Annotated in this window: 21 protein-coding genes; 6 read left to right on the forward strand and 15 right to left on the reverse strand. The window is 40.8% G+C overall.

What is annotated here, in order from left to right:
* Window positions 1-27: 27 nt before the first annotated feature.
* A complete protein-coding gene (gene lipA, locus QYC40_RS15530; RefSeq protein ID WP_149524798.1) occupies window positions 28-909 on the reverse strand; it encodes a lipoyl synthase in 882 nt (293 codons plus the stop codon).
* Window positions 910-1391: 482 nt separating this feature from the next.
* Here lipA and carB point away from each other — a divergent pair, with 482 nt between their 5' ends.
* Window positions 1392-4211: a carbamoyl-phosphate synthase large subunit gene (gene carB / locus QYC40_RS15535; protein ID WP_301991046.1), complete on the forward strand. Its 2820-nt coding sequence runs from the start codon at window positions 1392-1394 to the stop codon at window positions 4209-4211.
* 496 nt (window positions 4212-4707) lie between these two features.
* Here the strand turns inward: carB and QYC40_RS15540 are convergent, their stop codons facing one another.
* Window positions 4708-5781: a formylglycine-generating enzyme family protein gene (locus QYC40_RS15540; protein ID WP_301991047.1), complete on the reverse strand. Its 1074-nt coding sequence runs from the start codon at window positions 5779-5781 to the stop codon at window positions 4708-4710.
* 262 nt (window positions 5782-6043) lie between these two features.
* A complete protein-coding gene (locus QYC40_RS15545) occupies window positions 6044-7456 on the reverse strand; it encodes a Gfo/Idh/MocA family protein (protein ID WP_301991049.1) in 1413 nt (470 codons plus the stop codon).
* 442 nt (window positions 7457-7898) lie between these two features.
* Here QYC40_RS15545 and QYC40_RS15550 point away from each other — a divergent pair, with 442 nt between their 5' ends.
* Window positions 7899-8315, forward strand: a complete 417-nt coding sequence (locus tag QYC40_RS15550) for an OsmC family protein (RefSeq protein ID WP_301991051.1) — start codon at window positions 7899-7901, stop codon at window positions 8313-8315.
* Window position 8316: 1 nt separating this feature from the next.
* Here the strand turns inward: QYC40_RS15550 and QYC40_RS15555 are convergent, their stop codons facing one another.
* The 6 genes from QYC40_RS15555 to QYC40_RS15580 form a co-directional block, all read right to left on the reverse strand.
* Window positions 8317-9327, reverse strand: coding sequence for a LacI family DNA-binding transcriptional regulator (locus QYC40_RS15555; RefSeq protein ID WP_301991053.1), 1011 nt, complete (start codon window positions 9325-9327; stop codon window positions 8317-8319).
* 31 nt (window positions 9328-9358) lie between these two features.
* On the reverse strand, window positions 9359-10786 hold the full coding sequence (locus QYC40_RS15560) for a S41 family peptidase (protein ID WP_301991055.1): 1428 nt from the start codon (window positions 10784-10786) through the stop codon (window positions 9359-9361).
* Between the two features lie 105 nt (window positions 10787-10891).
* The gene (locus QYC40_RS15565) at window positions 10892-12364 is read right to left on the reverse strand and encodes a S41 family peptidase (protein ID WP_301991056.1); all 1473 of its coding nucleotides are present in this window, start codon (window positions 12362-12364) and stop codon (window positions 10892-10894) included.
* 5 nt (window positions 12365-12369) lie between these two features.
* Window positions 12370-12924 carry an HAD family hydrolase gene (locus QYC40_RS15570; protein WP_301991057.1) on the reverse strand — a complete coding sequence of 185 codons (555 nt, stop codon included), beginning with the start codon at window positions 12922-12924 and terminating at the stop codon, window positions 12370-12372.
* A gap of 7 nt (window positions 12925-12931) precedes the next feature.
* Window positions 12932-13399 (reverse strand): hypothetical protein, encoded by a 468-nt coding sequence (locus tag QYC40_RS15575; protein ID WP_301991059.1) that lies wholly within the window; start codon window positions 13397-13399, stop codon window positions 12932-12934.
* Between the two features lies 1 nt (window position 13400).
* Window positions 13401-14054 carry an ABC transporter ATP-binding protein gene (locus tag QYC40_RS15580; protein ID WP_301991060.1) on the reverse strand — a complete coding sequence of 218 codons (654 nt, stop codon included), beginning with the start codon at window positions 14052-14054 and terminating at the stop codon, window positions 13401-13403.
* A 135-nt stretch (window positions 14055-14189) separates the two neighbouring features.
* Between QYC40_RS15580 and sucC the strand changes: the two genes are divergently transcribed.
* The 3 genes from sucC (at window position 14190) to QYC40_RS15595 (ending at window position 18148) form a co-directional block, all read left to right on the forward strand.
* Entirely contained in the window at window positions 14190-15389 is a 1200-nt protein-coding gene (gene sucC / locus QYC40_RS15585) for an ADP-forming succinate--CoA ligase subunit beta (protein ID WP_301991061.1), read from the forward strand.
* 562 nt (window positions 15390-15951) lie between these two features.
* A complete protein-coding gene (hemL, locus tag QYC40_RS15590; protein ID WP_301991062.1) occupies window positions 15952-17265 on the forward strand; it encodes a glutamate-1-semialdehyde 2,1-aminomutase in 1314 nt (437 codons plus the stop codon).
* Window positions 17266-17332: 67 nt separating this feature from the next.
* Entirely contained in the window at window positions 17333-18148 is an 816-nt protein-coding gene (locus tag QYC40_RS15595; protein WP_301991064.1) for a hypothetical protein, read from the forward strand.
* 151 nt (window positions 18149-18299) lie between these two features.
* On the opposite strand, the gene QYC40_RS15600 is transcribed toward QYC40_RS15595, so the two are convergent.
* The 5 genes from QYC40_RS15600 to QYC40_RS15620 all read right to left on the reverse strand — a co-directional run bounded on the left by QYC40_RS15600 (window position 18300) and on the right by QYC40_RS15620 (window position 22677).
* Window positions 18300-18926 carry an FMN-dependent NADH-azoreductase gene (locus QYC40_RS15600; RefSeq protein WP_301991066.1) on the reverse strand — a complete coding sequence of 209 codons (627 nt, stop codon included), beginning with the start codon at window positions 18924-18926 and terminating at the stop codon, window positions 18300-18302.
* Window positions 18927-18986: 60 nt separating this feature from the next.
* Entirely contained in the window at window positions 18987-19571 is a 585-nt protein-coding gene (locus QYC40_RS15605; protein ID WP_301991068.1) for a Crp/Fnr family transcriptional regulator, read from the reverse strand.
* 88 nt (window positions 19572-19659) lie between these two features.
* Window positions 19660-20679 (reverse strand): N-acetyl-gamma-glutamyl-phosphate reductase, encoded by a 1020-nt coding sequence (argC, locus tag QYC40_RS15610; RefSeq protein WP_301991069.1) that lies wholly within the window; start codon window positions 20677-20679, stop codon window positions 19660-19662.
* Window positions 20680-20731: 52 nt separating this feature from the next.
* Window positions 20732-21919: an argininosuccinate synthase gene (gene argG / locus QYC40_RS15615; RefSeq protein ID WP_301991070.1), complete on the reverse strand. Its 1188-nt coding sequence runs from the start codon at window positions 21917-21919 to the stop codon at window positions 20732-20734.
* Between the two features lie 41 nt (window positions 21920-21960).
* Window positions 21961-22677 carry a GNAT family N-acetyltransferase gene (locus QYC40_RS15620; RefSeq protein ID WP_301991071.1) on the reverse strand — a complete coding sequence of 239 codons (717 nt, stop codon included), beginning with the start codon at window positions 22675-22677 and terminating at the stop codon, window positions 21961-21963.
* Between the two features lie 505 nt (window positions 22678-23182).
* On the opposite strand from QYC40_RS15620, the gene QYC40_RS15625 reads away from it, so the two are divergent.
* Window positions 23183-23413, forward strand: a complete 231-nt coding sequence (locus QYC40_RS15625; RefSeq protein WP_149524780.1) for a hypothetical protein — start codon at window positions 23183-23185, stop codon at window positions 23411-23413.
* 288 nt (window positions 23414-23701) lie between these two features.
* Here QYC40_RS15625 and QYC40_RS15630 read toward each other — a convergent pair whose 3' ends face one another.
* Window positions 23702-25819, reverse strand: coding sequence for a S9 family peptidase (locus tag QYC40_RS15630; RefSeq protein ID WP_301991074.1), 2118 nt, complete (start codon window positions 25817-25819; stop codon window positions 23702-23704).
* Between the last annotated feature and the right edge of the window lie 58 nt (window positions 25820-25877).

The raw sequence follows: 25877 nt of genomic DNA on the forward strand, positions 1-25877 counted from the left end.
CCTTAGCGAGGCTAAGGTTTCTATATCTTATTGCATATCAAATAAATGTTTCTCTGCGTGGTAAGATGAACGAACCAAAGGTCCTGATTCCACATACTTGAATCCCATCTTCAAACCAATTTCTTTATACTTCTCGAAAGTTTCTGGTGTTACCCACTCCACTACCGGATGGTGTGCCTTTGTAGGCTGTAAATACTGACCGATGGTCAAAATATTCACGCCCGCATCGTATAAGTCTTGCATAGTTTCTACTACATCCTCTTCTGTCTCGCCAAAACCTAGCATAATGCCCGATTTTGTCCGCAAACCAGCAGCAGCAATTCTACGTAAGCATTCCAAGGAGCGATCATATTTCGCTTGGATGCGCACTTCTCTTGTCAGGCGTCGTACTGTTTCAATATTATGAGAAACGACCTCAGGACGTACAGCGATCAAACGATCTAGGTTCTCCCACTGTCCCTTGAAATCGGGAATTAAAGTTTCTAAGGTTGTTTCAGGGCTTTCTCTACGAATAGCTAAAATAGTCTCCGCCCAAATCGTTGAACCTCCGTCTTTCAAATCATCACGGTCAACCGATGTAATTACACAGTGCTTTACCTGCATCAACTTCACCGAGTTTGCAACACGATTAGGCTCATCTGTATCAACTGCCAACGGACGTCCGGTGGCTACCGCACAGAAAGAACACGAACGCGTACAGATATTTCCTAAAATCATGAAAGTAGCCGTACCTGCACCCCAACACTCTCCCATGTTCGGACAGTTACCGCTTTCGCAAATCGTATGTAATTTATGCTCGTCAACCAGGCCTCTCACGTGGCGGTATTCTTTACCCACAGGAAGCTTAACACGCAACCAATCTGGTTTACGCTGTGTCTGGTTTGCTGGAATAACCGGTAGTTCAATCATAGCACAAAGGTAAACATATTTAATTTATTAGTTAGATATTAGATATAAGATTTCAGATATTAGACCAGATCCTGACAATCCTAAAATCCTTCCTTTCCTGGTTCAAGACAAGTTCTAATATCTAAAATCTAACCCCGCCCTAGGTCTAAATGCTAACGCCTCCCTACTAAATACTAATCAAACCCCAATCAAACCCGCTCGTGAGCGGGTTTGATTGGGGTATGAAAGGGTTATACATTGGGTTTATAAAGGGTTTGATCTATCGAATTCTCATTTTTGTGGTATAGCATTGTGGTGGGTGGGCGTTATGGGGCAAGGGTCTGGATAAAGTAAAATTCTAAATAAATATTCGTTCATTATTAAAATAAAAAATGTAACTTTGCACTCCGACAAAGCAGTCGGAATTCCCTCTTACTATCAGACATTTCCTTGTCTGTTTTGTCGGCAACAGTTTTTGTATTTAACAATTGAAATAAATAATAATGCCTAGAAACACCTCCATTAATTCGGTATTAATCATTGGATCTGGACCTATTGTCATCGGTCAAGCCTGTGAATTTGATTACTCAGGATCTCAAGCAGCCTTATCTTTAAAAGAAGAGGGTATTTCAGTTTCCATCATCAACTCTAACCCTGCAACCATTATGACTGATAATGTTGTAGCGGATCATGTTTACCTACTTCCATTAACATGCGAAAGTATTGAGCAGATTCTTCAAGAGCGTCAAATCGATGCTGTTCTACCTACGATGGGTGGACAGACAGCATTGAACTTGTGTATTGAGGCTTCGAATCGCGGACTTTGGGAAAAGTATAACGTGAAAGTAATCGGTGTTGATGTTGCAGCGATTGAAAAAACAGAAAACCGCGAGGAATTCCGTCAATTAATGATCGACATCGGCGTTGGGGTTGCGACTTCAAAAATCGCTAACTCTTTCTTAGAAGGTAAAGAAGCGGCACAAATCATTGGTTTCCCATTGGTTATCCGTCCTTCTTATACATTGGCTGGAACCGGAGGTGGGTTCGTACATAAGAAAGAAGATTTTGACGCAGCTTTAAATCGTGGTCTTCATGCGTCGCCAACACACGAAGTATTGGTTGAGCAAGCGGTATTAGGTTGGAAAGAATTTGAGCTCGAGTTATTGCGCGATACAAATGATAACGTAATTATCATCTGTACGATCGAGAACTTTGACCCAATGGGTATCCACACAGGAGACTCGATCACGGTAGCTCCGGGTATGACCCTATCTGACAAATGTTACCAAGATATGCGTAATCAGGCGATCAAGATGATGCGCTCGATCGGTAACTTCGCTGGCGGTTGTAACGTTCAGTTCTCCGTGAATCCGGAAAATGAAGAAATCATCGCAATCGAAATCAACCCTCGCGTATCTCGTTCTTCAGCATTAGCATCGAAAGCAACAGGTTACCCTATCGCGAAGATTGCTGCGAAATTAGCAATCGGTTATAACTTAGACGAGCTTCAGAATCAAATTACAAAAACTACTTCAGCTTATTTCGAGCCTACGTTAGACTATGTAATCGTGAAAGTTCCTCGTTTCAACTTTGATAAATTCAAAGGTGCAAATAAAGAATTAGGCTTGCAGATGAAAGCTGTTGGTGAGGTGATGGCAATCGGTCGTACATTCATCGAGGCGCTTCAAAAGGCAGCACAATCATTGGAAACTGGCCGCGCGGGTCTAGGTGCCGATGGTCGTCAATCTAGAAACTTAGAAGAAATCATGTACAGCTTGGAGCATCCAAGTGCTGATCGTCTTTTCCATATTAAAGATGCTTTCGAACTAGGTGTTCCATTGGAATCTATTCGTAAAGCAACACTTATCGACAAGTGGTTCTTGGTACAAATTCAAGAGCTAGTTCAATTAGAAGGCGAATTACGTCGCTACCAATTGAACAATATTCCTCGCGATTTCTTCATGACCTTGAAACAAAAAGGATATTCTGATTACCAAATTTCATGGTTGTTGGGGAATGTGACGGAAGATGAGGTTTATGACCGTCGTAAAGAATTAGGTATTAGTCGTGTTTATAAAATGGTGGATACTTGTGCGGCAGAATTTCCTGCACATACACCTTACTACTACTCGACTTTCGAAGATGAGAACGAATCTATCGTTTCTGATCGCAAGAAAATCATCGTATTGGGTTCAGGTCCTAACCGCATCGGTCAGGGTATCGAATTCGATTACTCATGTGTACACGGATTATTAGCTGCGAAAGAGTGTGGGTACGAAGCAATCATGGTTAACTGTAACCCTGAGACGGTTTCTACTGACTTCAACATGGCAGATAAATTATACTTTGAGCCAGTATTCTGGGAGCATGTTCGCGAAATCATCGAACTAGAAAAACCAGAAGGTGTAATCGTACAGTTAGGTGGTCAGACAGCATTGAAGATGGCTGAGCGCTTAGAAGCTTTAGGTGTGAAAATCATCGGTACTTCATTCGAGGACATGGACTTAGCGGAAGATCGCGGTCGTTTCTCGGACTTATTGAAAGATTTAGATATTCCTTATCCTAAATATGGTGTTGCTACGAATGCAGAGGAAGCATTGAAGGTGGCAAACGAAGTTGGTTACCCAGTTTTAGTACGTCCTTCATATGTATTGGGTGGACAAGGAATGAGCATCGTGATCAACGATGAGGACTTGGAGAAAGCAGTAGTTACCCTATTGAAGAGCCTTCCAGGAAACCAGATCTTAATTGACCATTTCTTAGACAGAGCGGAAGAAGCAGAATCGGATTCCATCTGTGATGGTGAAGATGTACACATCATCGGTATGATGGAGCACATTGAGCCTGCAGGTATCCACTCGGGCGACTCATCGGCGGTATTGCCTCCATTCAGCCTATCAGAAGCTGTTCAACAAAAGATGGAAGAGTATTCGATCAAACTAGCGAAAGCGTTGAATGTGAAAGGTTTATTGAATATCCAATTTGCGATCAAAGATGAGAACGTATATGTAATTGAGGCGAACCCTCGTGCATCACGTACAGTTCCTTTCATCGCGAAGGCATACGATGTTCCTTACATCAATATCGCTACGAAAGTGATGTTGGGCGAAAACAAGTTGAAAGACTTTACCATCGTTCGTAAGTTAAAAGGATATGCAATCAAAGAACCTGTGTTCTCATTCTCGAAATTCCCTGAGGTTGATAAACAATTAGGTCCTGAGATGAAATCAACTGGTGAAGCAATTCGTTTCATCAAAGATTTGAACGATCCTCACTTTAGAGAATTGTACAGTCAAAAATCAATGTTTTTAAATGCACAGTAGACGTTAGATTTAAGACATTAGATATAAGAACCTGCAGCAATGCAGGTTTTTTTGTTTTTAGGGTTGTCAATTTTTGAGAAAGGGGGATTCTATTAAGCTGTCTATTTTTGGGAAAGAAGGGTGGCTTTAGTCGGGTGTGTTTGCTGGAAAGAAGGGCGCTTTGTCTGAACCAGGAAAGGAAGGGTTTAAGGATTGTCAGGATCGGGCATGGCGTATGAATGGCCTGCATAGGTCTTTATACTAAGTACTAACTACTAAATACTATTCCTGAACCAGGAAAGGAAGGATGCAAGGATTGTCAGGATCGGATTGAAATGCAGTGTCATGGAGAAAGAATGAGCAGGATCCTGTTTATCCTTTCATCCTTCCTTTCTTGGTTCAAAGACAAAACATCCTGACAAACGTCACATCCTTCCTTTCTAAACCGAAAGTTCAGTCTAGATATTAAGCGGAAATAAAAAAAACCTGCACTGCTGCAGGTTCTTATATCTAAAATCTAATGTCTAATATCTAAAACTTTCACACACCTAAAACCCACATTATTTGTTGGAGAGTTGACCTCTCCTTTTCCTCGGCTGCCGGCTTTATAGCGTTCGCAGTATTGATCGTTACAGAGGAAGGAGCCGCCACGCTGTACGCGTTTTACGGCGCCGGGTTCTTGTGGGTCATAAGATTCGGCAGGACCTTTTGGGTTTTCTTTTGGGGAATTTGCGTAGTAATCTGGTCGGTAAAAATCGGAACACCATTCCCACACATTGCCCTCCATGTCATATAGTCCATAAAGGTTTGGTGGGAAAGATTTCACAGGAGCAGTGCTTTCATAGCCGTCTTCTTTGCTGTTATGGGTTGGAAAGGTTCCTTGGAAGATATTGGCCATCCATTCACCATGTGGCGTTTTTTCGGATCCCCAATAATAGGTTTCATCGCTGTGTTTTCCCTCTTTTGCAGCGAATTCCCATTCGGCTTCGGTTGGCAATCGCTTTCCTGCCCATTTTGCATAGGCTTCAGCATCTTCATACGCTAATTGGGTGACAGGGTGATCGCCTTTCCCCTCTATACTGCTTTCGGGGCCTTCAGGATGACGCCAATTTGCTCCGGGGATATAATCCCACCATTGAAGGTGGTTCTGCATTCCCTGCACCTTATTTGGCGCTTTGAACACTGCAGATCCCGGAACAAGCACCTTTGGATCAACATTCGGAAAATCTTTCGGATCTAAAGGACGTTCTGCTACTGTAATATATCCGGTGGCTTCTACAAATGCAGCATATTGATCATTCGTGACTTCATGCTCATCCATATAGAATGGTGACAGCGTTACTTCGTGAACAGGCTTTGCATCTGCGAAATTTGAAGAGCCCATCTGAAAGGTTCCTCCTTTTATGTAAACCATCTTGACGGTATCTTTTCCCTGTTGTGCAATATTGGCGTTTTTAATCGCCGTAGCACGCGATGGAACGGCCTCAGCATGACAGATCATCTGTGAGGAATCCACTGTAATGGGCTGTTGAGCGAAACCTGGCAATATAGTAGTCGAAGCAATTAAGATAGTGAAGATGAGTTTTCCCATAGATGTAGGCTTTTGCTAGTAATCAATACAAATATAATAGGCTTTTTTAGAATTGAAAGAAATAGTCTACCAATTTAGTAGCATTTCTTACTTAGGGGATGAATTAGCCCAAACATAAAGTAAAAATAGTATTTGCACAAAAAAAGGGGGTTTCCAATAAATTGGAAACCCCCTCTACATTCTTTCAGATTCTACAAGCTATATGACCTATGATTAGGAAGTCCTACTCTAAGGTCTAATATCTTCAATCTAATATCTATTCTTACTGAACATTCAGTTGAACATCTTTTTTGGTCTCTACTTTAGCGCGGATTCCAGTGTTACCACCGCCATTTAAAGTCATGTCATGAGGTTTATTGGTTTTCCAGTTGCCTCTAGTGAAGTCAGGGATATCCACTGTTCTGCTGTTTTTAGCTACCGACTGAACACTCAAAGGAACTACAGCACTCCAAGATGCACCATCATATACAGTTTGATCCAATGGAAGACCATTTCTTAGACAGTCGATTAAACGCCAGTCCATCATAAAGTCCATACCACCGTGACCTCCAACTTGTTTCGCTTGCTCACCGATGAACTTCACTAACTCTGGTGTGTATTTGTCGTATAACGCTTTCAACTCCTCAGGCTTAATATAGCTGTGTCCGAATGCAATACCTTCTTTAGGATATTTCTGCGCGAAACCTTTTGTACCGCTCAATAAGTGGATACGGGAGTACGGACGAGGTGAAGTAACATCATGTTGGATCATCATCGTTTTACCTTTTTCTGTTTTGATCAAGGTTGTATCCATATTTCCTCTATAGCGTTTGCCAACAAATTCTTGGAAGAATGAATCTTTACCTGCCAACTCACGCGCTTTATCCGCCATCATGAAGTCGTTAGATTGCATAGCAACAAGATGATTCATTTTGTCACCGCAGTTGATATTCAAACATTGAGCGATTGGACCAATACCATGCGTTGGGTATAAGTTACCATTCATCTTTATGTTTTCGCGCAATCTCCACATATTATCATAACCGTTCTTGTTGAAGTTAAGGTCTAATAAGTCGTGGATATATGCACCTTCTGCATGTACTAATTCACCGAACATGCCTTGGCGAGTCATGTTAAGAGTCAACATTTCGAAGAAGTCATAACAACAGTTCTCCAACATCATACAATGTTTTTTAGTTGCTTCCGAAGTCTTAACAACTTCCCAAATCTCAGCGATTGTTAAACCAATTGGAACTTCCGTTGCTGCGTGAGCACCAGACTTCATCGCTTCAATTGCCATTGGAGCATGGTATTCCCATGGAGTACAGATATAAACTAGATCTAACTCTTCATTCTTAAGCATGGTTTTCCAACCATCCTCACCTGAATAAGCTTTCGCTTCTTTAAGACCTTTTTTGGTTAAGATAGTTTGAGCCTTGGTTACACCGTCTGCATGTCTGTCGCATAATGCAACAATCTCTGCACCTTCAATATATGAAATACGATCCACAGCACCGGGACCACGCATTCCTAATCCAATAATTGCGACCTTTACTTTGTCAATTTTCGGCGCTGCAAAGCCCGACATATTAAAGTTTTGGGAAGCAAATACTTCGTTTTGTAAAGACGGTAGAGTTATCGCAACACTCGATAACAGGCCAGCCTTCTTCAAGAAATCTCTACGCGAATTATTCATGGTAAATATTTAAATAAGATCTAATTTACAAAATCTTGGGTTTACAAAATTAAGGGGGACACGAAATCCCCCTAAAAATCACCTATTTTAAAACAAACTAAACAGTCAAATTGAAAATACTATCAAATAAATGAACGGTATAATTTGGTTAGGAGTATTATGCATAACTCCATATACAATGATAAAACGAATTTTGAAAAAACAAAAATGATTTGTGCATGCAAACGTTTGTCCTATTTACACAACCGATTGCTTTTCTGTCAAAATCTTGTTATAAAGGCAATTAAGGTCGTGATATCAGCAAATTGTCCTCTCATAAAAGACACTGGGTTGGAATTGCTATTTATTATTGGAACATCATCATTATTGCGTCAAGAGCGCTATAGCGATACATAAATCAACAGGAAATTAGCTATTTTTGATAGACACAATTATCGAAACAATGAAAGTAGAACTACAACGTAAAAATCAAGCTGTTCATTTTGAAGCGTCAGCTCCATCTTCTTCAGTGAAAGTAAATATTGATGGTCCGGATTCTATCGGCGGAGAAGGAAAGGGCGTTCGACCAATGGAATTGGTCTTGATTGCCTTAGGGTCTTGCAGTGTATTCGACCTCACAACCATTTTGGAGAAGCAACGTCAGGAAATTGAAGATATACAAGTGGAGGTGGAAGGACAGCGACGCGATGAAATCCCGAACATCTTTACAAAGATTCACATTACGTTTAAGTTGAAGGGCAATATTGACGAGGTAAAAGCCCAGAAAGCCGCAGAACTAGCAGTGAAAAAATATTGCTCTGTTCATGATATGTTAGCTGCCGGAGGTGTAGATATTACCTACAGCATTCAGCTTGTATAATTTACTTCAATACTAATTTAGAAGGGAAAACAACTTCTTGTGGAGTTTCTACATATTCCTTCTTATCTATACAATCGAATAATATCTCGGCAGCACGGTGAGCTTGCTGTTCGGGATACTGTTCGATACTACCCATAGGCGGATTGTCCATATATTTCCATAACGGATAATTCGCATAACTAATGAAATACATATCTTGATTTAATACAATTCCGCGAAGTTTTGCGTAACGGATAAGATCAAGCGTTACGAAATCATTAAAAGATACCACGGCTGAGGGTCTGTCAGCTAAAGAGCATAATTTCTCCATTGCCTCCTCATTGCCATGTTCCGTTAAGTCGGTATGTACAATATAATTGCTATCAAACGGAATTCCGTTCTTAGTTAATGCCTCGGTATAGGCAGCCGTGCGTTCTTTACTGGCTAGTAAAGATTCAGGACCATTAATCAACGCTATCTTGTTGTGTCCACGCTCGATAAATGCGCTAATTGCCTCTATCATACCTGAAGAAAGGTCGCTATATACCTTATGAACATTGGGTAAGTCCGGTACGCAGTCGAAAAACACAACTGGAATTTCCGTTTTGGCTAAGACCTCCATGAAGTCTGTGTCGCCGGTGTTTTTTCCTAGCGAAACCAGGATACCATCGACACGATGCTTTTTGAAGGTTTGGACGATATTCAACTCCCGCTGCTCATCATCTAAGGATTGCCCTAGCAGTACGGTATATTTTTTCTCCTCAGCGACATTCTCAATTGCAGAGATAGCTTCGGAAAAGAAAGGCTCAGAAAGTTTGGATAAAATAACACCAATCGTAAAAGTCTTACGCTGTTTGAAGAAGATAGCAGTTTGGTTCGGCTCATAGGCCATTTCCTCTGCCATCTTTTTAACGCGCATGGTAGTGACCAAACCGATACTTGGATGGTCATTCAACGCTCTGGACACCGTGGAAGGTGAAATTTTAAGCTTGCGCGCAATTTCTTTTATTGTGGTCGGTTTATTTCCTGCCATGTCGTAAAGTTAAGAATTAAATAATGAAGTTTTAATTCTTTATTAAGTCCCTCTCACGCAACTTATTTATCCTATTTAAAGGCGTTGTAGAAGACGAACCGAATCTTGTGGATGCTCTTGCTTCACGAGCTGTCGTCGTCAAGGATCCTGTAGACAAGTAACTCAATGCTGCGGCTACCATATTCTCATTAGGGTTTCCGAAATCCAGTGTGACATTATCCGTTACATTTTTGATATCCGCCGGAATACCATCCCAATAGTCAGTATATCCTGAAGCATTCACTACTTTGAACGAGGCAACCCAAAGACCGATTTTATCCATAATATCTTGACGGTAAAATCCTACTGGCTTCCCAAAGGTTGCCGACTTTTCTGCCACTAGCTTCACATCCATGTATGGCTTCAATACGCTAATAACAATCTCTGCTGCCGAAGCGGTATATTCTGTAACCAGGAACACTACTTTTTGAATTTCAGTAGTATTGTTTTTATGAAAAATTTCATTGTCAAACTGTGCGTTTCTTCCTGATTTGTACTTTTCTAGATTCTTATTGACATCATATGAGAACATCAATTTTCCGTCACCATTGCTGTTGATGATTTTATTTGCTAGGTATATCGCCGTACTGACATAGCCGCCTGTATTTACTCGAAAATCTAATATTAGTTCATTAACATTGTTTTTCTGGAAATTGTCAAATGCTGCGTTAAGATCGTTTAACATTGCTGTACTGTTACCTCTATCATCGGTCATCTCTTCGAAGGAAGACAAAGCGAGATAGCCGTATTTTTTAGTCCCAACAGTAAGCACGGAATCTTTAGTAACAGGGTTGATGTCATAACTGGTATAAGTCATCTCAGGAACCACAACCTCCTTACCATCGCGCAATACTTTCAGATTTAAATTTGGACCGTCCAATGCCTTTTGTATGTAGGATATGTTATTTTGGCTCATATCCGTATTTCCGTTCATTTCAATTATACGGTCTCCCCTACGCATTCCTTTACTTTCTGCGGGTGACCCACCTTCAATAAAATAGGCATAGAGATACACGGCATTATTTACTCGTGCAAATGTTAAGTAAATTCCGTAGCCATCTGCCAGATCTGCTCGCTTCGCCCTTGAACCGCCATCAGAACTAATATCGTCAATCCTTGAAAATCGATCGATTGGACCATTGTAGCCGGCATGAAAGGGAGTCTGCTGCATCAAAGCACTAAGTACGTTATCCGGAGTATTATATTTATCGGTAAAGCTAGAGATCGGATCATAAGTCCCTACAGACTCTGTCCAATAAGACTGTTCTTTATAATAGTAGTAAACACTATCGCGAAGTTTTTGCTCGTCCGTTCTCGAAGAAATCGGAGTTTCAGGCCTCGGTGGAGGACTTATTTTAGTTATATCTTTTTTGCAACTGAATAATATCAGCAATGCAAAAAGGGGTATTAATTTTTTCATTCAATTTAACGCTTGATGATGTTTTTCAGAGGTATACGAACAAGTAAACTTACTCACCAAAATTCAGACCAATCGATATTAAAAAAGATTAATACCCTAGCTAAATTATTTTATTTGTGGAATATCCTTGTCATTCGCAAATTTGAACATACTCATGGAAATATCGCTTTGCAATGGAACATCAAAAGCTTTAGGCCTGATCTCCTGTCCCGTACTTGTTCTTCGGGTAGACGCCGATGCAGACTGGTAAGTATTATTAGCGATGTGATATAAAGCATCTGCAAACATACGCTCATTAGGATCTCCTAAGGCGTGCTGTATATCATCCGTTGAGTTTTTCTTTGTACCAACTAATCCGCTGAAGTAATTACCATCTCCATTGCTATTCAGCGTTTGGAAAGACGTGATATACAGCTCAGCATAATCATGAACGACGCCAAGCCCGAAGAAACCTACCGGTTTACCATATGAACCAACGCCATTCTGACTAATGATTTCCACTTGCATATGCGGAATAAGCGAATTCATCAACAACTCACTTGCTGACGCTGTACTCTTCGTGACCAAAAAGTAGATTTTAGAGAGATTCAAATTGTTCTCTTTCTTGAATTTCACAGATTTAAATGGCGCTTTCGGATCGCTTTCATCATCCCAACCCCAGCCTTTCAGGTACTCATTAATTTTATAGCTATACATGACACCTGTTCCAACCTTTGTTGGAGCAAGCAAGTTTGCCAATAGTTCTGCCGCATTGGTTGATCCACCTCCATTATAGCGTAAATCTACCACCAGCTCCTGAATACCCTGAGTTTCCAAATTCTTAACGGCCTGCACCAATCCATTGTAATAACTGTTTGTACTTGTCTTTGTAAGAACTTCAACAAAGGAGGTATATGCCAAATAGCCTACTTTCTTCCCGCCACGCTCTATAACTTTATTGGCGATAATAGGATCGATCTGATAGTTTTTCGCGGTCAAATTAACCGTAGACACCTTGCCATCCGTCGGACTTTTAACCTGAATACTGACATTCTCTGAGCCGCCAAATAATTTATTCACCAAGGCAAAACCTTGATTCTTTTGCGTCGTATAATCTATTTTACTATTGCCATCTATACTCAACACTTCCATACCCCGCACGACACCCGCAGCTTCGGCAGGTGAGTTCTTCTGCACAAGCTTGATATAAAGCTTTGCATTTTGCGCAGTTTGGTCCGGAGAGAAATAATCAGGCACCAATCCGAACTCTTTATGCAATCCTTGACCGATCTCTTCACCTACTACCCCTTCACGGTCGATAAAACTGAATCGATCCAATGTCGTATAGCCCTTAACCTTGTCAAGCACTTGCTCCGCTGTAGAAAGATTCCCTGTAAAAGCACGTAAATCAATCTCATCGTTACTCTTCATCTTAGGCTCAGGGATTGAATCTGTCCATAACGATAGTACAAGAGAATAATAATAGGTGGAGTCGCGAAGTAATATTTCTTTATCGGCATCCGGATTAGGCCCATCCTTCTTGCAGGATGCTAACGCTGCTAAGAAAAGAGCGAGAGCAAGAGTAATTCTGAATTTCATAGATTTTATCTAGTCAAATTGGTAGCTGTAAAATGTAAATCTTCCGCATCTACATTATTTTCAGAAGCAATATAACTAAAAGGTTCAATATCTCGGAAAGCTAATTCGTCAACAAAATAAACTTTGAGTTTCTTATCATAACCCTCCCAATCAATGTGTCGCAACTTATTTAACTGTAAGGCAGGGTTGCCCTTTGTCAGAACGGCGATCTGTTTCCCTGACGCAGAAAGTTCCTTGAACAGTTCTTTGATCTCATCGAATAAGAACAACTTCAATGGAAGATGCCCATTTACCTGCAATCGTTCAAAGTTTTCGCGATACGTCTCTTTCAGATCAAACTGCTTTGCAGTCGCATCAAACACCGCGTCTTCCCCTTCGGCCAATAGCCTGTCTTTCATAAAAGCCGTCATCTCTGCCGAGATCGGCCGCGCCTCTGTAAACTCAAGAAATTGAGCAAATAGATAATACACTTGTAACAAGAAATCCTGCTTAGGATATAAAACATCATCTAATTCGAACAGATAGACTTTCTTGTCTTTTGGAAATTCTGAAATCGTCATGATTTGATTAAATAGTACACAATGCAAACTCCTCACCTTCATCCGAAAGCACCACCAGGCCGGAACCTGTATAAGCTACAGGCAATCCATCCAACACATTCACGCCATGATGGACCAACTGCAGTTCCAAGTCTTTATTGGGATTCTGAAGCACAAAAAGCTCTTTCAGTTCCTCTAAATGTGGACCTAGCAAGTGGATATCATATTCTTCGAACAGCAACTTCGCTTCCGCTAAGGTCTCGAGCTCTTTGAATCCCAATGCCAACAGATAATTAATCTGATTATCCAGGCAGAGTTTCAACAATTCATGAGCGAAGGTAGGATTGACTCCGGTAGGAATCGGGATATACTGCTTTTGAAGCACCGACGGAATGGACTCCGAAGTTGCAAACTGCACTTCATACTTCTCTTTTATCATTTGGGCAACACGCTGCGCTAGCGGGCGTGTCCCATAGGTAATCAATATCTTCTGCATACTAGTAAATTAAACCATCACGCATGTGGATGGTACGATCTGAAATGCGAGCCAAGTCCTCATTATGCGTCACGATGACGAAAGTCTGTTGCATCTTATCACGCAAGTCAAAAAACAACTGATGTAAGGATGCCGCGTTCTCTGAATCCAGGTTTCCCGAAGGCTCATCCGCTAGAACAATCGTAGGGTCATTTATCAAAGCCCGGGCAACAGATACCCGCTGCTGCTCCCCTCCCGACATCGCCGAAGGCTTGTGCTTCGCCCGATGGGCAACCCCCAATACATCCAGCAACTCCATCCCTCTCTTCTCCGCCTGCCCCTTATCAACCCCAGCGATATACGCCGGAATGCACACATTCTCTAATGCAGTAAATTCAGGCAACAAGTGATGAAATTGGAACACAAAACCAATATGCTTATTCCTAAAATCACTCAGGTTCTTCTCACTCAATGAAAACACATCGATACCCTCGATCATCAAGGTGCCTTTGTCCGGCTTATCCAATGTTCCCATGATGTGTAAAAGCGTACTCTTGCCGGCACCAGAAGCACCAACAATGGAAACAATTTCACCTTTGTTAACCGATACACTGACTCCCTTCAAGATCGGAAGATCACCGTAAGATTTAAAAATATTATTGGCCTTTAAGATCATACTGCGAAAATAGTAAAAAAATTAGCAGCTCTGTTTCTGCTATTGGTAAACTTCGGCTAGAAATAGACATTTATCAAAATAATAACTTGTCCCTTCCGAATAAATACGCTATTTTTACAGCAAATTTTTTTATCAATGAACATTCACGAATATCAAGGAAAAGAAATACTTAAGAGTTTCGGAGTAGCAGTACAAGAAGGTATTGTTGCTGAAACCCCAGAGCAAGCTGTTGAGGCTGCGAAAAGAATGAAAGAAGAATTCAACTCGGACTGGGTTGTGGTAAAAGCACAAATCCATGCGGGTGGCCGTGGTAAAGGTGGTGGTGTGAAATTAGCAAAAAACCATGATGAAGTATTACAACGTTCTACTGACATCATCGGTATGCAATTAGTAACTCCGCAGACTGGTCCAGAAGGTAAAAAAGTTAACAAAGTTTTAATCGCTCAGGATGTTTACTACCCTGGAGAGAGTGAAACAAAAGAATTCTACATGTCTGTATTGTTAGACCGTGCTACTGGTCGCAACATCATTATGTACTCAACAGAAGGTGGTATGGATATCGAAGAGGTTGCTGAAAAAACTCCTCACTTAATTTTCAAAGAAGAGATCGATCCTAAAGTAGGCTTACAAGGCTTCCAAGCGCGTAAGATTGCTTTCAACTTAGGATTATCAGGCGCTGCACACAAAGACATGGTTAAGTTTGTAGCTGCTCTATACAAAGCATACGATTCTATCGATGCTTCTATGTTCGAAATCAACCCTGTATTAAAAACTTCTGATAACAAAATCTTAGCAGTAGACGCAAAAGTAAACTTAGATGAGAATGCTTTATACCGTCACGCTGATATCGCTGCATTACGCGACATCACGGAAGAAGATCCTACAGAAGTAGAAGCTGGTGAGTCAAACTTAAACTACGTTAAATTAGACGGAAACGTTGGATGTATGGTAAATGGTGCTGGTCTTGCGATGGCTACTATGGACATCATCAAATTAGCTGGTGGTGAACCTGCTAACTTCTTAGACGTAGGTGGTACTGCAAATGCTGAGACTGTAAAAGCTGGTTTCAACATCATCTTAAAAGACCCTAACGTAAAAGCTATCTTAATCAACATCTTCGGTGGTATCGTTCGTTGTGACCGCGTTGCTCAAGGTGTTATTGATGCTTATAACGAAATCGGAAATATCCCTGTGCCAATCATCGTACGTTTACAAGGTACTAACGCGAAAGAAGCGAAAGACCTTATCGATGAATCAGGTTTAAAAGTATACTCAGCAATCTTATTAAAAGAAGCTGCTGAATTAGTAACTAAAGTATTAAACGAAGGAAAATAGGCTGCGCAGTACTTAGTACTTAGTAGTTAGTAGTTAGACCTATGGTCGGCTACTCCTTCAAGAAAAAGCCACCTTATCGGTGGCTTTTTTATGTTTAAATGATGCAAGAGTATCTTGTTATTGTTCGCAGATGATCAAAACTGAAATATCATACCTCTGAGGACATTCCTGCACTGTGTAAAGCAGAAGTATGATGATCAAGATTTCAAAGAACGCTTAAGCCAATTCCTCGCGGATGGCAATCCAATTAAGCTATTTGAAAGCAATAACTTTATCGGGTTAAATACGATACTGTAAACCTATTTTATTTTCCAGAGTAGTCTATATTAAATAAAATGTTTTCCTCGCGACCTCAATCTGTGGAAATTGTGTACCTCACTTTTAATATAAGCTGCTTCCTATTTGTAACATGCTACGCCTTTTTCAAGATGAAAGTCTAACGAATGTAAAGACTAGCTTAAATGCTGAGGAAACCGATGACAAGCAAGGAAAAAGGACTAAATAAAAACCGCTAAGTTCTAAATACTCGTATCTTTGTGTACTTAACAAAATACATTAGACTATGACAACATCTGTTTCAGATATTTCACGCGAAAAATCAGCCGAGTTATTTGAAAAAGCTAAGCAATATTTCCCAGGAGGCGTAAATTCTCCGGTTCGTGCTTTCAAATCCGTGTATGGTACTCCATTATTTATCGAACGTGGTGATAGAGCCCATTTATGGGATGCTGATGGCAATGAATTTATCGACTACTGTTGTTCCTGGGGACCTCTTATCCTAGGTCATAACAATCCTGAAATCCGCGAAGCAGTACAAAATCAACTAGGTAAAGGACTAAGCTTTGGTGCGCCTACTGCCTTAGAGAATGAGCTCGCAGAATTGATCTTAAACAACAATAAGAAAATCGAAAAAATACGTTTTGTAAGCTCTGGAACGGAAGCGGTAATGTCTGCAATTCGTTTAGCTAGAGGATATACCAAACGTGATAAAATCGTGAAATTCGAAGGATGTTATCATGGCCACTCCGATTCCCTTCTTGTAAAGGCAGGATCGGGACTGGTTACATTCGGTGAAACCTCATCGGCAGGGGTTCCAAAATCTTTCGCTGATGAAACCATTGTGATTGCATTAAACGATAAAGCAGCTTTAGAAAAAGTTTTTGCAGATTTCAAAGACCAAATCGCCGCAGTAATTATCGAAGGGGTTCCCGCGAATAACGGACTGCTAATTCAAGAAAAAGAATACATACAATTCCTACGCGATATAACAAAAACAAACGGAGCCTTATTAATCTTTGACGAGGTTATTACCGGCTTCCGCTTAGGTTTTGAAGGTGCTTCAAAATACTACGATATACAACCCGATATTCTAACCTACGGTAAGATTATCGGTGGTGGTATGCCTGTTGGAGCTTATGGGGCATCAAAAGAATTGATGGGCTGTATCTCGCCCGACGGCGCTGTTTATCAAGCTGGAACATTGTCAGGTAATCCCGTAGCCATGGCTGCTGGTATCGCTGCATTATCGATCTTAGCACAACCTGGTTTCTACGAGAAACTGGAACAAACCACCCAAGCTTTCGTTGAAGAATTGCGCAGCTTTATCGCCGAACGCGGGTATCAAATCAAGATCTTTAGCATCGGTTCTATCTTCTGGTTTGCGTTTACTGAACAAGAGAAAATTCAACGCGCCGATCAGATCGACCCTGCTTCCATGGAGTTCTATAAGAAAATGCACCGCGAACTATTGAACCGTGGCATTTACTTTGGCCCATCGGGCTATGAAGTCGGATTTATTTCTGCAGCACATACGGAGGACGATCTAAAACAGACTTTAGCCAAGATCAAAGAATCCTTGGATATTGTATTTCAATAAATCGCAAACAATTATTGCTTTTACTTGTTCGTAATTAATAAACATTTACTCGACTAAATAATTTAATATGAGAACGATGAAAACAGTATGTGCATTGTTAGCGGCGACAGCTCTCTTTGCATCATGTGATAACAAATCCACAAAAAACAAAGATGGAGAGGTAAAAGATTCAACAGCGCTAGCCGATTCAGTAGGTGCTATCGCCGTTAATCCACTTCAACACGCAAAAGAGTTCCCTGGAGCAAGTTTGAAGATCGCTTCAATAGAATCTGTGAAAGCTGGTGCCGACTCTGCTAAAATTACGGTGAAATACGACGTACAGAACTTTAAGTTAACGGAACAGACCGAGCATACGCATCACATGGCAAACTCGCACGATGGACAGCATATCCACTTCATTTTGGATAACACTCCTTACGTTGCATTGTACAAGCCAGAGCATACCTTTACGGTTCCTGTAAACTCAGAGCATTACTTGCTATCTTTCTTGTCGCGCTCATTCCACGAGTCTATCAAAACCGCGGAAGCAGCAAAATTGATTAAATTCAAAGTAGGTGCGGATGCGAAGATTACGGAAGAACCGACTCCGACAGAGCCATCCTTGTTCTACAGCCGTCCGAAAGGAGATTACAAGGGGGATGAAACAAATGTATTATTGTTAGACTTCTTCATCAACAATACAACACTTTCTGCCGACGGAAACAAAGTAAAAGCAACAATCAACGGTCAGGAATTTATTTTGGATCAATGGACACCATACGAAGTGTTGAACCTTCCGAAGGGCGAAGCAACAGTGAAACTTACGCTAATCGATAAAGATGGTAATGCAATCACCGGTGATAATGTATCTGTTGAAAGAAAAATAAATCTGCTGGAAAGATAGATTTTAGATATTAGATTTTAGACGTTAGACATTAGATTTTAGACATTTGACGTCTACTATTCTACAAAATAAAAAGGAACTCGCTGAGCGGGTTCCTTTTTTTATTTTTTAGGAAATGCCGTTGAAAGAGGATCGTTCAATAGCTTTTCACTTATTCTTCGAGCTTGGCAATTTGGTCGAATATCTTTCGTTGAGATTGGGCAAACAACTCTCCTCCAAACTCTTCGTTATCCAATGATAAAGTGGTGATGTCTTTGACACCCAAAATATTAAAAATGAATGTTAGATAAGTAGTTTGGAAGTTCATATGTCCATTTTTCTCGTTTACCCCATATCCACTGTCTCCCCTGCTCGATAAAATAAACATCCTTTTATCTTCTAAAAGCCCGACGTAATCGCCATCAGGCCGTCCAGACCTAAATTTCCACGTTTCATTGATTCGCATAATTTGGTCAATATACGATTTGAGTCCACTAGGTATAGACCAATTGTACATCGGCGTGGCAATCACATAGATGTCTGCCTCTTTTAATTCCTTTACCAAAGTATTACTCAGCTCGAGTATTTTCTGGTTTTCTGCGGTCCTAGCCTCTACTTTGGTGAAAGATGCTCCAATCCATTCATTCGTAATATGTGGAACAGGAGTCAAACCAACCTCCCGATATACATAACTATCGTTTGGATATTTTTTTGACCATGTTTCTACAAAAAGCTTACTAAGCGATCTACTGTGAGAGTACTCCTCTCTTGTGCTCGAATTTACTATCAATACCTTCATTATTACTTAAATTTGTTAAGCAAAAATGGGGCGTATTTATTCAACAAAAATTGACCTAGTTCAAGAGGATTTGTTTTTCTTTCGAATACGGCTGATGAATTCTGCTGACACTCCCAAATAGGAAGCAATTAGATATTGTGGCACTCTAGATGATATTTTGGGATAGGTTTCAAGAAAATCATAATATCTGTGTTCAGCAGTGAATACATTGTTATAGACAATTCTCTGCTGCAGAGTTCCCAAATAACTTTCCAGAATAATCCGGAAATATCTTTCCAACTTCGGGATTTCTACAAGCATATTTTGAAATGAGGAATAACTAATCTGTAAAACGGTAGAATCTTCAATCGCTTGAATACTGTAAATGCTTGGCTTCTGTTTCGAGAAACTATCGATATCCGTTGCCCACCAATCGTCAATTGCAAAATAGACAATCTCCTCGTCCCCACTTGCAGCATTGATGTAAAAGGCTTTTAAAGCACCTGATAACACGTAATTATCATATCTACATACATTTCCATTCCGCAAGAGGTAATCGCCTTTTTTAAAAGTTCTAACTTTCCAAAACCTTTTAAAAAAGGAAATTTCCTCAGGATTTAGAATAACATGCTTTGAAATATTTTCAATTAAAGGTTTGAAATCCATAAAAGGATCAGTTAACTAGACTTCCTAAAATCAGCTAAAACACCCCCAAAAAGTTCTAAAATCTTATGTCTAACGTCTAACATCTAACCTAAAACCCCACCGACTTCAATCTCAGCCCTTCTTTTTCGTCCAACCCAAACATCAGGTTCATATTCTGCACTGCTTGTCCGGAAGCACCTTTCAACAAGTTATCCGTCGCGTTTAAGATCAGCAATTTATTGCCGTGTTTCTCTAAATGGATTATGCTCTTGTTGGTATTGACTACTTGTTTTAAGTCTATATTCGCTTTGGAAACATGGGTAAAAGGATGATTCGCATAATAAGAATCATACAGCTCATATGCCGCATCTTCCGATAAATCAGAATCTACATAGATGGCCGAGAAGATACCCCTTGCAAAATCACCTCGTTGTGGGATAAAATTGATTTTCTCCGCTGCACGTGCTAACAATGAACCCTCGCCTTCGGGAAGAAAACCCTCCTGCAACTGGTCTAAAGATTCAGAGATCTCTTGCAGGTGCTGATGGTCAAATGACTTGTAAGCCGATAAGTTATTGTTTCTCCATGAAAAATGCGTCGTCGCCGAAGGCTTCTGTCCTGCGCCTGTTGATCCGGTCGTCGCATTCACGTGGATTTGCTCCGGCAATAGACCTTTGCTCGCCAGCGGCAATAGGGCCAACTGTATATTGGTTGCAAAACAACCCGGATTAGCGGTATATTGCGCTTCTTTGATCTTATCCTTATTCAATTCGGGTAATCCATAAACGAAGTCCTTCCCTTGATAAGCGCTGTTCGCACGCAGACGATAATCTTGCGACAGATCAATAATCTTTACACTAGGATCAACCGGATTTGCGTCTAAAAACTTCTTCGCATCTCCGTGCCCTACGCACAAAAATAAAACATCAATATTTGAATGAAAATCAGAGGAAAAAGTTAAATCTGTATCGCCAAACAAATCGTTATGCACGTCAGACAGCTTATTTCCAGCGTTCGATGCACTATTAGCAAATACGATTTCCACTTGGGGGTGGAAGATCAGAATACGAAGCAATTCCCCACCTGTATATCCTGCAGATCCAACAATTCCTACTTTTATTTTTTCCATAGTATCTTCAATTAAAAAAGGCACAGTAAACTACTGTGCCTTATGATATATCTTAGCCTTTGCCGTTCACTTTATGCCAGATGATGGTCTGGTTACCAAAGATTTTTGAGAACCCTTTTACATCGTCGCCCGTATAGCCCTCGTTCATTTCGCCATAGCTACCGAATTTGTTCGACATCAAATCATGCTCCGATTCAATTCCGATAATAACGAAACGGTATGGGTGAAGCTCTACGAATACACGCCCTGTTACAGTTTCCTGCGAGCTTTTTAAGAATGCTTCCATATCGCGCATCACCGGATCGTGCATCTGCCCTTCGTGCATGTAGTTACCGTAGAAAGCCGCTAATTGGTCTTTCCAAGATAATTGCCATTTCGTCAAGGTATGTTTTTCCAAAGTATGGTGCGCTTTAATCAGAATCACAGAAGCAGCAGCTTCAAATCCAACGCGTCCTTTGATACCAATGATCGTATCACCAACGTGGATATCACGGCCAATACCGTAAGGCTGTGCAATTGCTTGAAGCTCTTGGATCACCTTTACCGCACCGATCTTCTCCCCATTCAATGCTACCGGCTCGCCTTTTTCGAAGTCGATGGTAATCTGGCGAGGCTCAGTAGAAGTGACAGGCGTAGGCCATGCCGACTCCGGCAGGTATTGGTTGGATGTCAAAGTCTCAGCGCCACCTACGGATGTTCCCCACAAACCTTTATTGATCGAATATTTCGCTTTCTCTGCAGAATACTCGACACCATGATTGTTTAAATACTCAATTTCAGCCTCGCGTGATAATTTTAAATCACGGATTGGCGTAATGATTTCGATTCCCGGAATCAAAGTCTGGAAGATCATATCAAAACGAACCTGATCGTTTCCAGCACCCGTAGAACCATGTGCTACACATTCAGCACCGATTTTCTTACAGTAGTTTGCAATAGCTGTGGCTTGGCAAACACGCTCCGCAGATACTGACAATGGATAAGTCGCGTTCTTCAACACGTTGCCAAAAATCAAATATTTGATTGTATCGCGGTAGTAGTCTTCAGTTTCATCAATGGTAGTATGCGATTTAACGCCCAATTCATAAGCTCTCTTTTCAACAGCTTGCAACTCTTCGTCGGAGAATCCACCTGTGTTTACAATAACAGAATGAACTTCTAAACCCAAATCACGAGATAGATAGATGCAACAGAATGAGGTATCTAATCCGCCACTAAATGCTAAAACTACTTTTTTCATCTTATAATGATTAATATGCTGATAATTACAAAAATAACAATTTAAAATCCTTTAACCGGCTTTACCCCTACAGGAATTACACTGGCAACAAACTTTTTGGTCGATTTCCAAAGCTTCGCTTCAATACGTTTCAACAACGATTGTTTCTTTGAAATACGGTCCAAACGCTCTTTCGCTTCCGCACGACGTTGAATTTTCTCCTTCAACTCCCGTTCTTTCTCTACCGGATCCCATAACATCGCCGTACACATACAGTTCTTACGGTCTTTCGACATCAAGATATCATAGTTAACACATGATTGGCAACCTTTCCAAAACTCCTCGTCTTGGGTCAGCTCTGAGTAGGTAACAGGCTCATAGCCCAAATCAGAGTTGATTTTCATCACCGCCAATCCTGTCGTCAACCCGAAGATCTTAGATTTCGGATATTTCTCTCTAGACAACTCGAACACACGCTTTTTGATCGCTTTTGCCAATCCAACCTTACGAAATTCAGGATTGACAATAAGCCCCGAATTGGCAACGTAATCACCATGGCTCCAAGTTTCAATATAGCAGAAACCCGCCCATCTACCATCTTTATGCAAAGCAATAACGGCTTTGCCCTCATCCATCTTACGAGCAACATATTCCGGCTTTCGACGTGCAATACCTGTTCCGCGAGCCTTTGCAGACTCGAACATTTCATTACAAATATCATCCGCGTACTCCACATGAGCTGCTGTTGCGGGAATAATCAAAAAATCAGAGATTGTCATTAATAATGTCGACCTAAAAAATAAATACCAAGGTATTCTAAAAAACTATAAATAAAATTTCGATCAGAATCCATCGAGCTTGATGAACCTTAAAATTGGAGTTTGCCTGCCTCAGAATCAAGCTCGAGGCAGAATAGGTCGTCGGAATCGTAGAAGCGGACAATTAAATGAACGAAGGGCATAATAAACCTTCACCCCTAGCTTATGTAAAGCTCGGTCGAATGTGTTCATATATACCTTTTTATAGTTCATTATATTCCGTTGTTCGCTGTAATCAGACTGCGCAAAAGTAAACAATTATTTTTTTCTTTTATGCAATATAATTGTAGATTTTTTATTTTATATCCAATAAGCCAAATCCATCATTGCCAGACTGCTAATAAGACTCTCAAATCTTTAAAACGTTTAAAAAAAACAATCTTTTGTCAGAATTTAACCTATTAACCTACCCAATTTTCTGAAGAACAAATAAATACTTAATTTTGTTCCAAATTTTAAAAACAACATGGTAGGTCCTAGCATTTTCTTCTTCGTCATCTTTGTCATCCCTTACGTTTATTTCATGTACTGGTTAGTAAAACAGGACAAGAAAAAGCATGTTTGGGGCATCGTAGTGGTAACGGTAATTGCTATCATTGGATTTCTGGTATCTCAAACCGCCAGCAAGAATGCCGTGCGTAACTATAAACAACATCAAATAGACTCGAGAGAAATCGAAAAGCAGGAGCATCAATAAACTTATCGAGCTTCACTTCTACGCCAGGCCAAATCGAACGCTGGCAAGCAATATCACGTTAAATAATTTCTAAAATTAGGCAAAGCCTCATAGAGGTCGCGCCTTTCGATCTACTTGTCTAAGATTCTTTCTTAGACAATTCTATTTTTGGTCGAAACTGCTTCGACATAGAACCCTTTTAAACCCAATACAAACCCAATACAAACCCCTATCATAACCGTTCTGAAAGGGCTATGATAGGGGTCAGTATTGGGCTTACTTAAATAAAAACTTGTTTAAGACTTGAACTTATTCGCTAATACCTTCCAACTTCAGTAAAAACGAATAGTTTAATGCGACGTCTTTCAGGTAGTCGAAACGACCTGACGCACCACCATGACCATAGTCCATATCGGTTTTTAGTAGGATTATATTATTGCCTTTCTTCACTTTGCGCAACTTCGCAACCCATTTCGCAGGTTCAAAATATTGCACTTGCGAGTCGTGCAAGCCTGTAGTCACCAGAAGATTTGGATATTCTTTGGCTTCTATATTTTCGTATGGAGAATAAGACTTCATATAGTCGTACGCTTCTTTGTTGTTCGGATTTCCCCACTCGTCGTACTCATTCGTCGTTAAAGGGATGGTTTCATCCAACATGGTGTTCACCACGTCTACAAAAGGAACCTGAGCGATTACTCCGTTCCATAAGCTCGGAGCCATATTGATGATAGCACCCATCAATAGACCGCCCGCACTTCCGCCTTGTGCATATAAGTGCTCATTGGAGGTATATTTCTGATCGATCAGGAATTGTCCGCAGTCGATAAAGTCGGTGAAGGTATTCTTTTTCTTCATCATCTTGCCATCCTCATACCACTGGCGTCCCATTTCTTCACCACCACGGATATGTGCAATGGCGTAGATAAAGCCGCGGTCTAAGAGCGAAAGGCGCCCGGAGTTGAAGCTTGGATCCATTGAAGCACCATACGATCCATATGCATATAATAATAATGGTGCCTGTCCATCTTTTTTTGTTCCTTTTTTATAGACAAGGGAAACGGGAATCTGCACGCCGTCTTTCGCTTTCGCCATGATACGCTCCGTTACATATTGCCCTGCATCGTATCCTCCCAAAACCTCCTGCTGTTTCAGCAAGGTTTTCTCCTTGGTTTTCATATCGTAATCAAAGGTCGATGATGGAGTGACCAATGACGTGTATCCATAGCGAAGGACATCCGAATTATACTCGGCGTTTGTGCTCGGATAAACCGTATATGCAGCCTCGCCGAAGTCTAGGTAGTGTTGTGAATTATCTTTCAAATTGCGGATAGCCAAGTTCGTTAGACCATTCTTGCGTTCAGAAATCGCTAAATAATTGGCAAACTCATCGATGCCTTCGATTAAAACGTCCTCACGATGCGGGATATATTCTTTCCAATTTTCTTTTCCGGGTTTGTCTAATGGCGCCTCCATAATTTTGAAGTTCTTCGCCTGATCGTTTGTATGAATCAAGAAACGATCTGCCAGTGGCGTCACATTGTATAGCACATCTTTTATACGCGGCTGAAAAACAGTAAAGCTTGCAGTAGGTTGGTCTGCTTTAATAAATCGGGTTTCTGAACTCAAAGTGCCGCCAGAATAGATAAAAATATATTTATCATCTTTCGATTTCCAAACACCGATGTAATTGGTATTGTCTTTTTCATCATAGACCACGACATCGGCGCTGCTCGGTTGACCAAGGCTATGTCTTTTGATTTTCTCGCTTAATAAGGTTACCGGATGCTTCGCCGTATAAAACAAGGTTTTGTTATCGGCTGCCCATACCGGGTCTCCTGAAGTTTGCGAAATTCTATCCTTCAATATTTCGCCCGTCTCCAGGTTCTTCACATGGATCACATATTCTCTTCTTGAAACCGTATCCACCCCATAGGCGATCATCTTGTTGTCTGGGCTGATTGCCATGCCCGATACCGCGTAATAAGGGAATCCCTCGGCCATCTCATCAACATTTAGGATCACCTCTTCAGGCGCATCCAAACTACCTTTTTTGCGACAGTATTTATAGTATTGCTTGCCTTCCTCAGTTTTACGGTAGTAATAGTACCCGTTCATCAAATAAGGAACAGACTCGTCCGCTTCCTTAATACGATTTTTCATTTCCGTGAAGAGTTTGCTCTGTAGCGCCTCAGTATCCTTCATCATGGTATCCGTATAGGCGTTCTCCGCCTCTAGATAGGCCACGACTGCTGAAGAATCAGCTCCTTTCTTAAAATAGTCGTTCAACCAATAGTAAGGATCATCGACCGACTCGCCATAGATAACGCGCTGATGTGCTTTTTCTGCCGCAACAGGGGCCGTAGCATCGGGCCATTTTATGGCCTTCTTATTGCTGTTCTTATCTGTAGAACAAGAAGATATCATAGTTGCTAAAATTAAACTTATTATCAATTTATTACTCATATCTAGTAAATGGTTTGTT

The sequence above is a fragment of the Sphingobacterium sp. BN32 genome (assembly GCF_030503615.1).
GTDB lineage: Bacteria > Bacteroidota > Bacteroidia > Sphingobacteriales > Sphingobacteriaceae > Sphingobacterium.

Excerpts from the sequence above, each read along its gene's own strand:
- lipA (WP_149524798.1), bottom strand. The coding sequence starts at position 909 with ATGATTGAACTACCGGTTATTCCAGCAAACCAGACACAGCGTAAACCA.
- carB (WP_301991046.1), top strand. The coding sequence starts at position 1,392 with ATGCCTAGAAACACCTCCATTAATTCGGTATTAATCATTGGATCTGGA.
- QYC40_RS15540 (WP_301991047.1), bottom strand. The coding sequence starts at position 5,781 with ATGGGAAAACTCATCTTCACTATCTTAATTGCTTCGACTACTATATTG.
- QYC40_RS15545 (WP_301991049.1), bottom strand. The coding sequence starts at position 7,456 with ATGAATAATTCGCGTAGAGATTTCTTGAAGAAGGCTGGCCTGTTATCG.
- QYC40_RS15550 (WP_301991051.1), top strand. The coding sequence starts at position 7,899 with ATGAAAGTAGAACTACAACGTAAAAATCAAGCTGTTCATTTTGAAGCG.
- QYC40_RS15555 (WP_301991053.1), bottom strand. The coding sequence starts at position 9,327 with ATGGCAGGAAATAAACCGACCACAATAAAAGAAATTGCGCGCAAGCTT.
- QYC40_RS15560 (WP_301991055.1), bottom strand. The coding sequence starts at position 10,786 with ATGAAAAAATTAATACCCCTTTTTGCATTGCTGATATTATTCAGTTGC.
- QYC40_RS15565 (WP_301991056.1), bottom strand. The coding sequence starts at position 12,364 with ATGAAATTCAGAATTACTCTTGCTCTCGCTCTTTTCTTAGCAGCGTTA.
- QYC40_RS15570 (WP_301991057.1), bottom strand. The coding sequence starts at position 12,924 with ATGACGATTTCAGAATTTCCAAAAGACAAGAAAGTCTATCTGTTCGAA.
- QYC40_RS15575 (WP_301991059.1), bottom strand. The coding sequence starts at position 13,399 with ATGCAGAAGATATTGATTACCTATGGGACACGCCCGCTAGCGCAGCGT.
- QYC40_RS15580 (WP_301991060.1), bottom strand. The coding sequence starts at position 14,054 with ATGATCTTAAAGGCCAATAATATTTTTAAATCTTACGGTGATCTTCCG.
- sucC (WP_301991061.1), top strand. The coding sequence starts at position 14,190 with ATGAACATTCACGAATATCAAGGAAAAGAAATACTTAAGAGTTTCGGA.
- hemL (WP_301991062.1), top strand. The coding sequence starts at position 15,952 with ATGACAACATCTGTTTCAGATATTTCACGCGAAAAATCAGCCGAGTTA.
- QYC40_RS15595 (WP_301991064.1), top strand. The coding sequence starts at position 17,333 with ATGAGAACGATGAAAACAGTATGTGCATTGTTAGCGGCGACAGCTCTC.
- QYC40_RS15600 (WP_301991066.1), bottom strand. The coding sequence starts at position 18,926 with ATGAAGGTATTGATAGTAAATTCGAGCACAAGAGAGGAGTACTCTCAC.
- QYC40_RS15605 (WP_301991068.1), bottom strand. The coding sequence starts at position 19,571 with ATGGATTTCAAACCTTTAATTGAAAATATTTCAAAGCATGTTATTCTA.
- argC (WP_301991069.1), bottom strand. The coding sequence starts at position 20,679 with ATGGAAAAAATAAAAGTAGGAATTGTTGGATCTGCAGGATATACAGGT.
- argG (WP_301991070.1), bottom strand. The coding sequence starts at position 21,919 with ATGAAAAAAGTAGTTTTAGCATTTAGTGGCGGATTAGATACCTCATTC.
- QYC40_RS15620 (WP_301991071.1), bottom strand. The coding sequence starts at position 22,677 with ATGACAATCTCTGATTTTTTGATTATTCCCGCAACAGCAGCTCATGTG.
- QYC40_RS15625 (WP_149524780.1), top strand. The coding sequence starts at position 23,183 with ATGGTAGGTCCTAGCATTTTCTTCTTCGTCATCTTTGTCATCCCTTAC.
- QYC40_RS15630 (WP_301991074.1), bottom strand. The coding sequence starts at position 25,819 with ATGATATCTTCTTGTTCTACAGATAAGAACAGCAATAAGAAGGCCATA.